Here is a 12,883-nt window from a genome sequence, read left to right on the forward strand (position 1 = left end):
AATGAAACAGCGAGCCATTTCATGCTCGGCTCATCTAAGTAAAGGATTGGAAGGCCTGTGGGCACTAACAAGGAACGCCGTGAGAGCGCTATGCGATCTCTAGAAAAAGAAATCAAGTCAAGAGATCGTGCAGAAAAAACAAAACCGTTAGGCGTCGTCGCTGCAGCAGCAGTCGCAGTTCTAGCAATCGTCGGCGGTATTTACTGGGCAAACTCCTCGGATGATTCTGCGCAAACCCAAGCTTCTGACCAAGCTACCCCCACAACTGAAGAATCCAACTTCACCCCCCTAGCGATGAAACGTGCCAAGGCACTAGACGATACCGTTACCTGCACCTACAACGATGCGGGCGACGCATCCAAGGACGTATCCAAACCCAAAACTGAATCCGTTTCTGCAAAGGGAACAACCACAGTTTCTCTGGATACAAACAAAGGAAAGATTGATCTTGAACTCGACCGTGCAGCTTCCCCTTGCACCGTCAATGCCATTGAGCATCTTGCCAAGCAAAAATACTATGACGATACTGTTTGCCACCGTCTAACCACTAGTGGAATTTACGTGCTGCAGTGCGGCGATCCAAGCGGTAAGGGCTCAGGTGGACCTGGATTCCAGTTTGATAATGAATACCCAACCGATGAAGCGTCCGATAAGCAAACCCCTGTTGTTTACCCTCGCGGAAGCATTGCCATGGCTAATGCTGGCGAAGGGACCAATGGATCCCAGTTCTTTCTTAACTACAAGGATTCTCCGCTACCACCTGCATACACTTACTTTGGAAAAATCTCTGACGATGGCCTTAAGACCCTAGACAAGATTGCTGAAGCAGGCGTAAAGGACGGCGGCACAGACGGCGCTCCGACTGAAGAAGTAAAGATTAAGACCGCAGCAGTGTCTTAATAAATATGTTGATTGAGTGAACCAGGGGGCCCATGAGGTTTCTACTGGTCCACTCTTTTCTAGACATATAAATTTTCGACAACGATAGGTGGCTTTCTAGCTGACAAAAAGCTAATATGATCGACATTGTTGTCCGACTTCACCGAAAGTAGTAATTTCATGAAGCTTTTCTCCCGCAAGGGCCTCGTAGCCGCTACCACCGCAGTTGCAATCTCCGCTGGTTCCCTCTCCGCTCCTGCTATGGCTGACACCCAAAAATCCGATTCTTCCACTAGCGAAATTTTCAAATCAGCTAAAGAAGTTTTGTCCTCCAGCGATACTCAGGCAAGTGAGCTTAGTACCAGCGGAGCTGAAGGCGAGAACAAGGAGAAATCTAACACGAAGCAGACTATCGAAAAGATCAGGGATATCCTGTCTATCGTGTCCACTGTTGTAGCAATTTTGGGTTCTCTTTTCCCATTGATTTCTCAGATCGCTAAAAAGTTTAAATACAACTTAAGCCATCTAACATTATATTGTTAAATAGTTGGAAATCGGTTCAGCGCCAATTTCCAACTATTTTTCTACCCTCCAGAGGTCACACGGTAGACGTCGAAAACTGCTTCTGTATTACGAAGCTGGGTCATAAGCGATCCCAACTGTTTAGTATCTGAAACTGAGAACGTAAAACGTACCGTAGCAACATGGTCATCTGAAGCATGTGACGACATCGCCACCACCTGTACACGTTGCTCATTGATCACTCGAGTCAGATCCATCAGCAACCCCTCACGATCCAGCGCTTCCAGCTGTAACGTTGCTGCAAAAACACTGCCACCTTCAGAGGCCCATTGAACGTTAACCAACCGCTCTGGCTCGTTTCTAAGACTATCCGCGTTCGTACAGTCAGTTCGGTGTACCGAAACTCCGCCACCTCTGGTGACAAAACCGAAGATTTCATCCCCTGGAACTGGCATACAACACTTAGCCAGCTTGGCCATGACGTCAGGGCTTCCCTCGACGAGAATTCCATTTTTATCGGTCACCTGGGACTTCGAACTCACTAGCTCACTAAACGGCGTACGCGATACCAAAGTATTTTCAGCGTCTTCAGTATCACCAAATGCAGCAATGAGTCTATTAGCAACATGTGCAGCGGAGATCGAGCCTGAACCAATCGCTGTGTACAACGCATCAACGTCAGGGTAATGCAGTTCAGTAGCAACCTGCTTCATTGATTGTGCGGTGAACAGCCGGTGCATTGGCAAACCACCACGTTGCACCTCGGTTGCTAAAGCATCGCGACCAACTTCGAGATATTCTTCACGACGTTCCTTGGCAAACCATTGACGAATCTTAGCCTTAGCGCGAGGAGAAACCACGAAATCTTGCCAGTCACGGCTAGGACCGGCATTTTGATCCTTCGAAGTAAAGATCTCTACCCGATCACCAGATTTAAGCTTGGACTCCAGCGCAACAAGTTTTCCATTGATTTTCGCACCAATACACCGGTGCCCCACTTCAGTGTGGACTGCATAAGCAAAATCGACAGGCGTGGAGTTAACTGGCAGATTGACTACGTCGCCCTTAGGGGTAAACACAAAAATTTGTTTACTTGTCAGGTCATAGCGCAACGAATCCAAAAACTCATTGGGATCTGCAGCTTCCTTTTGCCAATCCAGCAGCTGGCGCATCCACGCCATTTGATCAATTTCGGCCTGTTCACCGCTATTCTTGCCTTTGGTTTCTTTGTAACGCCAGTGTGCAGCGATACCGAACTCGGCGTTGTAATGCATCTCATGGGTACGAACCTGTACTTCAAGCGGCTTGCCACCATCCCCCATGACAGTTGTGTGCAGGGACTGGTAGACACCGAACTTAGGTGAAGAGATATAGTCTTTAAATCGCCCAGGCATAGCTGAATACAATGAGTGGACAACGCCGATTGCCGCATAACAATTATTCACATTATCGACGAGAACCCGAATGCCTACGAGGTCAAAAATCTCATCGAAGTCCTTACCTCGGACAATCATCTTTTGGTAGATCGACCAATAATGCTTAGGTCGACCCATCACTTCAGCATCAATATGATTTTCTTTAAGGGTAGAAGTCAGCTGCGCAATGACCTGATTAAGGTAACGGTCTCGTGAAGGAGCACGATCCGCAACCAAGCGAACGACTTCATCGTATTTCTTGGGGTACAAGATAGCGAAGGAGAGGTCTTCAAGTTCCCATTTGACGCTGGCCATACCGAGACGGTGAGCCAATGGGGCAATAACTTCAAGGGTTTGACGCGCTTTTTTAGCCTGCTTTTCTGGAGGTAAGAAGCGCATTGTGCGCATATTGTGCAACCGGTCAGCTACTTTGATAACCAATACACGTGGATCTTGGCTCATCGCGACAATCATTTTTCGGATTGTTTCTGCTTCAGCAGCAGCACCCAAGGCAACCTTATCAAGTTTGGTAACACCATCGACCAAACGAGCTACTTCAGCGCCAAAGTCAGCTGTGAGATCTTCAAGGGAGTAATCCGTATCCTCCACTGTGTCATGGAGTAACGCCGCCACCAATGTAGTGGTATCCATGCCGATTTCCGCTGCGATCGTTGCAACCGCTAGCGGATGAGTAATATAAGGGTCCCCCGACTTTCGGAATACTCCGTCATGAAGCCGTTCCGCAGTTGCATAGGCTCGATTGAGCACCTCCGCATCTGCTTTAGGATGAAATTCCCTATGAATCGCCAGCATGGGCTCCAGTACGGAGTTCACCCGAACCCTGTTACCCGTAAGGCTTCTGGCCAATCGAGCTGACATGCTCCGCATCGAATTGGACTGCTTCGCTGTTTTCTTATCTTGCGTCATCGTTGCGAATATGCCTTTCCAACTCTATTTTTAGCCAAAAGTACCGGAACAACTTGAGTTACGCCGTAGCGCCTTCATTAATTACTACCAAAGGTGTATCGTTCAATCGCTCCCGGCCACCCAGTCCGTCAACTTCGAGCACAACTGCGTATCCACTTACAGTGGCACCACAAGCTTCAATCAATTTGCGAGCCGCATCCAATGTGCCACCAGTAGCCAAAACGTCGTCGACCAGCACGACCTTTTTGCCTTCCAACTCTAGACCTTCAGCAGGTAGCTCGAGTGCTGCAGTGCCATACTCTAAAGAATATTCCTCAGAGTGTACTGGCGGAGGTAATTTGCCCTTTTTCCTAATGGCAAGAATGCCGGTTCCGGCTTTGTACGCGACTGCAGAGCCTAGAAGAAATCCACGTGCGTCTAACCCACCAATGAAATCAGCTCCTAATCGCATTGCATTTTCTGCCAATTCATCAACGATGAGAGAAAAAGCGGTGGCATCAGCCAATACTGGAGTGAGGTCCTCAAAAATTACTCCAGGTACAGGGAAATCGGGAACGAAACGAGTTTTACACGCAATTGCTTCTCGGGCATCTGCATACAGGGGGACAGTCATAAAGGCAGTTCTTTCCTAGAAATCGACACTGATTAAAAATAACGTACATTTGCTCTTATTTTGAATTCTTAGAAAAGAACCACCTATCCATGTTCCATCCGATTCCAGCTAGATCAGTATTAAGAACCACATTAGACACACGTCGATCCACTACAAACACTCGCGGTTGCGACGCTAATGGGATCGATGGAACAACATCCCATGTGCTTAGTTCAGCTTGCCGTGTCGCTGCGATGTTATTACTAGTTGTAGCCACTGATTCGAACTCGGTCGCTGGATCAACAGCTTTCAAAACAGCATCAATCGTGCCTATTTTATCGAATTGATACCCGTGATCCGTCGTAAAGCTTCTGGACAGATCCCTAATACCACTGCCTTCTTGATGCGCATCCACCACAATAATTCCTGCCGGTTCACAGGATCTACGGATATTCGCCACAATTGCTTCCATTCGGGCATCAGGCCCCTCATAGCCGATAGCAATTGTTTGTCCGGTAAGTCGGCGAGCTTGCTCTACGTCACTACGCAGATGCGCCTCTGTGAGATCTTTGACATGACCAGCCATGGGATCATTAGCACGAATTGTGCGTGCTGTAACAGGCGCTACCTCAACGCCAGATAGCGCGCTGGATTCGGATGCAATACTCGATTGATCAATGCAGGATGCAAAGGCTTGTCGGTTTTCTTGTGTGGCAAATACGCCCGCGTTGGCCAACAATAGTTCTTCAGTCAATACTCCCGATTGAGCTTGTACATCAAACGAATTAGTAGGATCGTTTCGGTCTAGCCAATCGATTTCTTTTGAACTGGCAATCTCAGCAATTTCCAAAGAACCGGCGTCTTTAAGCTCCTTGAGGTTAGCTCCTTTAGGCCAGACCACCAATGACTCGATTTCCGCTGGTTGTCCACCATAATGAGGATTTCGTGCTAGATAGACTTCCCCTCGATCCCCCACACGATCAACCTTATAAGGCCCCGATGAAACCTGAAGATTAGGGTCAAATTGGTCGAGCAAAAAACCTCGATTCCATACTTCAGCAATTGGTCGAAGCGCATCCACATCGCGTGATTGCAATACAGTATTGAGATCTTCAAGAGTCACACCCATTTTGCGCGCTATTGCGTGAGCAGGCAAAATGACACCCGCTGGAAATAACTGTCGCCACCGAGGACCAAAATTTTCCTTCAATGTAACAGTGACTTCACGATCCCTAGGTTTGCATCCCACTTTGTCGATTTGTTTCATCAGCGGCATATAGGAATCAAAAACGTAATCATAAGCACCCGCCGTAAAGGCAAGAAGATAGTCATCACAAGTCACGGCTTCACCATCGGAATACACTGCATCTGGTGAAATCGTATAAACAATCTTCTGATTAATACCTGGAAGCACCTGTGCTGAGGCCATCGACAAATTAGGAATTAATTGCCCCTTCGGTCCGGAAACATAAGGTGCTGGGTACAGCCGTCCTGCAAGCAACTGTGCATTGGTTGATGCGCCTTCGGTAGAGCCAGCATTAGTGGTTACCAATCGATCGCTTACGGCATAGCCCAACTGGTTACTACGGACCAAAGATGACTCAGGATGTGCGCTGCAGGAAGACAAAGCCACTGCTATTACGCTAACGCTCAATAAACCGCCAACGCGTACGACTTTCTTACGGAGGTTCATTGAAGGGATTCTAATCCTCACAGTTTGCTTGGCCTTTCCTACTAGCACATTACCTATGCCCTGTGGACTAGGAAAATTATAGTAACTCATACCAACAAGGATTGAATCCACACTATCTAGTTGGCAGCACTCATATGAAAATTCCCCCTGAATTGAAAGAAGTTAGTTCAATTCAGGGGGAATTTTCAATCAATAATGTGGAATTACCCTCGGTCAGGACGCCAACTTGCACCTGTCGACGATGTAACCTGTGGGCCAGACACCCTACGCTTCTGCGTAGATTCAGCTGATTGCTCGGGGGCAGAGTCATCTTGAGCATCTGAACCACATCGGTGCATTTCTACTTGACGGTTATGCTCGGCGGTCTTCTTAGAGCGATTCTTTAATGAAACCAAGATTGGAGTGGCAAGGAATACGGACGAGAAAGTACCTTCAATAACACCAATGAGCTGGACAAGAGCCAAGTCCTTCAGGGTACCGACTCCCATGAGCCACACAGCGATAACAATCAAAGCAATAATTGGAAGTGCTGAGATAATCGTCGTCGAGATTGAACGCATCACCGTTTGATTAACAGCTAGGTTTGCGTGTTCCGCATAGGTGCGAGTGCGATTACCCAGGTATCCGGCTGTATTTTCGCGCACCTTGTCAAACACGATCACAGTGTCATACAACGAGAAAGCTAAGACCGTAAGAAGACCGATGATAGTCGCAGGAGAAACCTCGAAGCCAACTAGAGCATAAACTCCAGAAATAACAATCAAATCTACGAGCAACGCAACAATTGCGGCTACTGCCATTTCTTTTTCCAAGCGAATCGTAATGTAGACAAAAACTGCCGCTAGGAATACAAACATCGAGATCAGCATGCGCTGGGTAATCGTAGATCCCCAAGATTCCGATACCGTAGAATCACCGATAGCGTCTGGCGTTGGTTGACCTTGGGAGCCCACAGGTTGATATTTCTCAAAAAGTGCTGCACGAGCTTGAGAGATTTGATCTTCACTTAGTCGCTCAGAGTTGATTTCCAAGATACGCGTATCACCAGATCCCACAATTTGAACCAACTCTGGTTCGATACCTGTGGCATCTTTGAATGTGTCAGCAACTTCTGAAGTTTCCAATTGTGCTGCCGGCATATTCATCTTGGTGCCGCCAACAAAATCAATTCCAAGACTAAAACCGCGAACGGCTATGGCAATGAAACAAATCGCCACAATGGTAAGTGTGGTTCGGTACCACGTTCGACGGCGTCCAACGAAGTCTAGTCCACCATCACCGGCGTAGAGCTTTGACAAAACGCTATTGCCACTCATCTATTCTTCTCCTTTAGCTGCGTTGGCACCGTGATGCATAGAAATAATTTTTCCCATGCCATTTGCTGCACCTGAAGATGTCCACGGCTTTCGAGATGCAAGGACGACTAGTGGAGCTGTAACAAGGAAGGTAACAACGATATCGAAGATGGTTGTGAGCCCAAGCGTAAATGCGAAGCCTTTCACTTCTCCAACGGCCAAAATGTAGATAATCACTGCACCAATCAAGGTAACGGCATTACCAGTAATAATTGTTTGGCGGGCACGTTCCCAACCCCTTGGTACTGCGGAACGGAACGAACGCCCATCGCGAACTTCATCCTTGATGCGTTCATACAAGACGACAAAGGAGTCGGCAGTAGTACCAATGCCGATAATCAAACCAGCGATTCCAGCAAGATCCAAGGAATAGCCGATCCAACGTCCCAACAAGACCAGGGCACCGAATACCAAAGCGAAGGATGCAACCAGCGAGAACATCGAAATTAGGCCGAAGAAACGGTAATTGATAAGCGAATACAATGCCACCAAAATCAATCCCACGAGTCCAGCAATCAGACCTGCCTTCAAAGACGCCACGCCTAGTGAAGCTGGAACTGTTGTGGTCGTGCCACCGGTTTCCCCGTTTTCTCCAGCAAAGCTCAAAGGCAGAGCTCCGTATTTCAGGTTGTTAGCCAGATCCTGTGCTTCTTTTTGGCTAAAGCTTCCAGTAATTGCGGTTGCCGAGCCTACTGGGGTTGCAGATTGGATAACTGGAGCAGAGATAATCTTCGAGTCGAGAGTAATAGCTACCTGTTTTTGCAGGTATTCTTGAGTCAATTTCGCCCAAGTTGCGCTGCCTTGATCCCCATTGTCCGATTTAAAGGAGAAGCCGATCTCCATTTGGCTTGTTTGTGGGTTCAGCCCGCCCGTGATCGGACGGTTGGTGTCAATCTCGTTACCGGTGAGTCGTTTACCGTTAGCTTGATCAGTTTCGCCTTGGAGCAATGGCGCAGGGCTGAGAACATACACTTGTCCGCTTGATGGATCACAGGCTACTAATGGTTTTGTTGGATCATCAGTACCTTGTAGCGGATCAGGTGTGTTGTCACATTTGAGTAACGAGCTGGCAGAGAGCTGTGTAGTCGCATCAGTAGACTGACGGTCTTTCTTCATAACCTCAAGGACTTTATTGCGCAACTGTTCCGACTCAATGGAGTTAGCAGGTTCTTTAGGTTCCTTAGCTGTGACTGTAAGGATTTTGGCATCCTCCGGTTTTTTGCCTTCAGATTGTGCTAACGCTTTGGCCGTATTCGAGAGCGCATCATTGGCTTCTTGTGGAGTGATCACTCCAACTTCAACCCATCGATTCGCCATGTCTTTCATTGCATCAAGCAATTTCGTTGTATCTGGCGCTTCTGGCGTTGCCACTGGGCGGAAAAGTAGCTGCGATGTTTGTCCTAGTGCACGAGCCTGTGTTGTGTCTTCACCTGGTACGGTGATGACCAACGTATCGCCGTCGCTAACAACGCTTGCACCGGAGACACCCATTCCATTGACACGATTTTCCAAAATGGATTTTGCCTGCGCAAGTTGGTCCTCAGTTGGATTTTGCCCCTGAGGAACAAGTGTCACACGGGTACCACCTTGAAGATCGATACCGAGTTTCGGTCGCGGCGAATGATCAGCCGTAGCGAAAACAAGCGCATAGATAATTGCGATGAGCACAGTAAAAACGAAGAGTGACTTGAACGGCCAACTCCTAGAATTACTGGCTACCTTCTTCGTTTGCGAAGGCAATGAACTAACTCCTATGTAAATGATGATCTAACAGCACGCCGCCGTCAGCTTCTCTTTGCTTTCCATCAATGCGAAAATGAACACGATCGAACAGCAATTTTGGTTCTTGGCTATGGTACGCCACCGAAGCACTGTCCACAGAACTACACACCTTAAAATCATTAAGGTTTAATGGAATTCTCTTTGCCACCGTATTAATCCGTGTTCCAAGGCGGGCGTAATACAGCGATTTAAGCCTCTAGTTCAGTATCCGATTTATCGTCGTCAATGGAAATCACAGCAGATTTTTCAAAAGTGACTAAAATATTTGGAGCTATTTCTAAGTCAACTGTGTTCTCGGCTATCCCTTTGATTACGGCATGTACGCCAGCGGTTGTGATAACTCGCTGGCCTAGCATCATCGATTCTTGCAGGCTCCTCAGCCGGTTCAAATGTTGTTTTTGCTTTCGCCTGATAAGCAGTGATGGCAGCACAAACACCACCACCAAGGCCACGTATAAAAGTAAAGTTGAGGTCATGCTCAATGACTATAGCGAACCAATAATTCCTTCCGGAGGTTCAAGTCCTAAATGACGCCAAGCAGTCGCAGTGGCTACTCGGCCTCTGCCGGTGCGTGTAACCATCCCCGCCCTGACCAAATATGGTTCACAGACTTCTTCAACTGTCGACGGCTCTTCGCCGACTGCTAGCGCTAGAGTATTAATACCTACTGGCCCACCACCATGACCCTTTATCAACGCTTCCAACACAGCTCTGTCTAATCGATCGAGCCCCATTTCGTCTACGTCGAATACCAACAATGCAGCTTGAGCTGCTGCGAGATTGATATGTCCGTCGGCGTTGACTTCTGCGAAGTCTCGAACACGACGAAGCAGACGATTTGCTATACGTGGTGTTCCACGTGATCTGGAGGCTATTTCTACAGCCGCATCATGATCGATGCTGACTCCTAAAACCGCAGCAGCTCGCACGACAACCTTGGTGAGATCTTCAACCTCGTAGAATTCCATTTGGGCAGTAAACCCAAATCGATCACGTAATGGTCCGGTGAGCATTCCGGACCGTGTAGTTGCACCAACCAGAGTAAAAGGAGCTAGTTCAAGGGGGATTGACGTTGCCCCTGGCCCTTTACCGACGATGACATCGATTCTAAAATCCTCCATCGCCATATACAGCATCTCTTCAGCCGGACGCGCCATACGGTGTATCTCATCGATAAATAAAACATCACCTTCCATCAAGTTAGATAGCATGGCCGCTAAATCACCGGCGCGTTCCAATGCAGGACCGGATGTCATACGAAGACTAGTACCTAATTCATAGGCAATAATCATCGCCATTGTTGTTTTTCCTAGTCCAGGCGGTCCCGAAAGTAACACATGGTCTGGTGCGACTCCTCGGCTCTTAGCACCTGATAAGACAAGATTGAGCTGATCTCTCACCTTTGGTTGTCCAATGAATTCATCCAAACTACGTGGACGAAGCGAAGTCTCTACTTCTCCTTCATTAGATTGCAATCGTGCATCGACATCAATATTGCTCAGTGAGCTTTTCTGATTCCCAGCAGCAGACACCGGTGCTGGGACATGAAACTCGGTTTTTTCAATATTAGCCACGAATAGCTCTCCCCTATTTAGTTCTTAGTGCCCAATTCGCTTAATGCTGCGCGCAATGCTTGAGATGTTGAGAGCTCTGGGGAGTCCCGCAACACACGAGACAACACTGGTAATGCAGATTTTTCACTAAACCCTAGTCCTACGAGAGCTTCAAGTACTTGCTCTTGGACTGCTTGATCGACGGCAATAGACAACTGGGGCTGTGCGTCAGCAGGAATACCGTCATTGAATCCAGAAACCTTATCTTTTAGATCAACGATCATGCGTTCAGCCATCCGTTTACCGACTCCAGGAATCTTCTGCAGAGCCTTGGCATCACCCCCAGCGATATGTCGAGCGATGTCCTCTGTAGTAAAAACAGACTGTGCTGCTAAGGCAAGTTTAGGTCCCAAGCCCGATACCGACTGCAACAGAACAAACATGCGTCGTGAAGCATCGTCGGTAAACCCATACAGTGTTTGGGATTCCTCCCTGACCACCATTGTGGTTAACACCCGCGCCTGCTCCCCCCGAGTTAACCGTCCAAGAGTTGTAGGGGCAGCTAGCACCTCATAACCTACGCCATTACATTCGATTACAGCGCTACCTAAACCGATCGATTCGACTGTACCTCTCAGAGAAACAATCATTTCATATACCCCTTTTTTCTAAATATCTATTGTTACGGGCTATCTCTGGGAGTTATGTATCGCTAGCATTGGAGCTCGCCAACAATGGCATACCGCTAGAGCAAGAGCATCGGCCGCATCAGCTGGTTTGGGAGCTTCCGCCAACCCAAGAATTCTTGTAATCATGGCCGTCATCTGTTTTTTGTCGGCTCGACCATTACCCGAAATTGCCTTTTTCACCTCACTAGGCGTGTACATATGCACTGGTATGCCGCGTTGTGCAGCTGCAAGAACAAGCACTCCTACTCCGTGGGCGGTATTCATCACAGTTGACACATTTCCGCGCTCAAAAATTCTCTCGATGGCAACGACATCAGGTTGATACTCGTCGATCCAGCCATTTACCGCTTCGCTCAATTCTAACAATCGTTGTGACAACTCAGCATGAGGCGGTGTACGCACCACCCCGACAGCTACGGGTATAACGCTTCGCCCTTTTCCAGCCTGAACTACCGACAATCCACAGCGCGTCAGACCGGGGTCAATTCCCATGATCCTTAAGCCTACAACGGAATGCTGAGGACGATGCGTGATGGTCATAGTGCCTTATCTAGTGAAGTGGTTGCGAACATATCTGTAAAACCATTGACACTTCAATTTAGCACATAATTGCGAAAAGCGGCTGCAGTGTCCATAGCAGGACACGACAACCGCTTGAAACAAATACAAAAAGTATTATGCGTCCAGCTCTGCTAGAACTTCGTCGCTCAGATCCATGTTGGTGTAAACATTTTGAACGTCATCAGATTCTTCAAGGGCATCAATTAACCGGAAAATCTTACGAGCATCATTTGTTTCGAGCGGAACCAGAACATCAGCACGGAAATCAGAATCAGAATCCTCCACTTCAATTCCCGCTTCTGCCAATGCATCACGAATTGCAGCTACATCACCCGGCGCGGAAAGAATCTCAAACTTATCGCCGGCGTCACTTACTTCCTCTGCACCTGCGTCAAGTACTGCCATGAGCACATCGTCTTCAGTTAGTTCGCCTTTATTTACAAGGACAAATCCGCGACGCTTGAACATGTAGGAAACTGCACCGTTTTCCGCCATGTTGCCACCATTTTTGCTCATCGCAGTTCGGACTTCAGAAGCTGCCCTGTTGCGGTTATCTGTAAGGCACTCAATAAGTACAGCTACTCCATTAGGACCGTAGCCCTCATACATAATGGTTTGCCAGTCAGCGCCACCGGCCTCTTCTCCAGAGCCGCGTTTGCGAGCACGTTCGATGTTGTCGTTTGGAACTGAAGCCTTTTTGGCCTTCTTGATCATGTCATCAAGAGTCGGGTTTGCTGAAGGATCGCCACCGCCGGTACGCGCAGCTACTTCGATGTTCTTGATAAGCTTGGCAAACTCTTTGCCACGCTTGGCGTCGTTGGCTGCTTTTTTATGTTTGGTTGTAGCCCATTTGGAGTGGCCGGACATTGGCTCCCTTTCATTTAGTCTGACACCGTGGTCTGAGCATCGTCATAT

At 48.0% G+C, this 12,883-nt stretch carries 12 protein-coding genes; 2 read left to right on the top strand and 10 right to left on the bottom strand.

From position 1 onward, the window contains the following. The first annotated feature begins 57 nt into the window (after positions 1-57). Together CIP100161_RS06935 and CIP100161_RS06940 are read left to right on the top strand one after the other, a co-directional pair. Positions 58-900, top strand: coding sequence for a peptidylprolyl isomerase (locus CIP100161_RS06935; protein ID WP_155873074.1), 843 nt, complete (start codon positions 58-60; stop codon positions 898-900). Between the two features lie 159 nt (positions 901-1,059). Next, entirely contained in the window at positions 1,060-1,422 is a 363-nt protein-coding gene (locus CIP100161_RS06940) for a hypothetical protein (protein WP_155873076.1), read from the top strand. Between the two features lie 41 nt (positions 1,423-1,463). Here CIP100161_RS06940 and CIP100161_RS06945 read toward each other — a convergent pair whose 3' ends face one another. From CIP100161_RS06945 to CIP100161_RS06990, 10 genes are all read right to left on the bottom strand, one after another. Further along, a complete protein-coding gene (locus CIP100161_RS06945) occupies positions 1,464-3,743 on the bottom strand; it encodes a RelA/SpoT family protein (protein WP_155873078.1) in 2,280 nt (759 codons plus the stop codon). Between the two features lie 58 nt (positions 3,744-3,801). Next, positions 3,802-4,356 (bottom strand): adenine phosphoribosyltransferase, encoded by a 555-nt coding sequence (locus CIP100161_RS06950; protein WP_155873080.1) that lies wholly within the window; start codon positions 4,354-4,356, stop codon positions 3,802-3,804. Between the two features lie 55 nt (positions 4,357-4,411). Next, a complete protein-coding gene (locus tag CIP100161_RS06955) occupies positions 4,412-6,118 on the bottom strand; it encodes an ABC transporter substrate-binding protein (RefSeq protein ID WP_155873082.1) in 1,707 nt (568 codons plus the stop codon). A gap of 113 nt (positions 6,119-6,231) precedes the next feature. Then, positions 6,232-7,344, bottom strand: a complete 1,113-nt coding sequence (secF, locus tag CIP100161_RS06960; RefSeq protein WP_155873084.1) for a protein translocase subunit SecF — start codon at positions 7,342-7,344, stop codon at positions 6,232-6,234. Next, positions 7,345-9,123 carry a protein translocase subunit SecD gene (gene secD / locus CIP100161_RS06965; RefSeq protein ID WP_155873086.1) on the bottom strand — a complete coding sequence of 593 codons (1,779 nt, stop codon included), beginning with the start codon at positions 9,121-9,123 and terminating at the stop codon, positions 7,345-7,347. 230 nt (positions 9,124-9,353) lie between these two features. Next, a complete protein-coding gene (gene yajC, locus CIP100161_RS06970; protein ID WP_155873088.1) occupies positions 9,354-9,647 on the bottom strand; it encodes a preprotein translocase subunit YajC in 294 nt (97 codons plus the stop codon). Positions 9,648-9,650: 3 nt separating this feature from the next. Continuing rightward, a complete protein-coding gene (ruvB, locus tag CIP100161_RS06975) occupies positions 9,651-10,739 on the bottom strand; it encodes a Holliday junction branch migration DNA helicase RuvB (RefSeq protein ID WP_155873090.1) in 1,089 nt (362 codons plus the stop codon). Positions 10,740-10,756: 17 nt separating this feature from the next. After that, entirely contained in the window at positions 10,757-11,368 is a 612-nt protein-coding gene (gene ruvA / locus CIP100161_RS06980) for a Holliday junction branch migration protein RuvA (RefSeq protein WP_155873092.1), read from the bottom strand. Positions 11,369-11,407: 39 nt separating this feature from the next. Then, positions 11,408-11,947: a crossover junction endodeoxyribonuclease RuvC gene (ruvC, locus tag CIP100161_RS06985; RefSeq protein ID WP_155873094.1), complete on the bottom strand. Its 540-nt coding sequence runs from the start codon at positions 11,945-11,947 to the stop codon at positions 11,408-11,410. A gap of 135 nt (positions 11,948-12,082) precedes the next feature. Next, positions 12,083-12,835: a YebC/PmpR family DNA-binding transcriptional regulator gene (locus CIP100161_RS06990; RefSeq protein WP_155873096.1), complete on the bottom strand. Its 753-nt coding sequence runs from the start codon at positions 12,833-12,835 to the stop codon at positions 12,083-12,085. Positions 12,836-12,883: the final 48 nt, after the last annotated feature.

The sequence above is a fragment of the Corynebacterium rouxii genome, assembly GCF_902702935.1.
Taxonomy (GTDB): domain Bacteria; phylum Actinomycetota; class Actinomycetes; order Mycobacteriales; family Mycobacteriaceae; genus Corynebacterium; species Corynebacterium rouxii.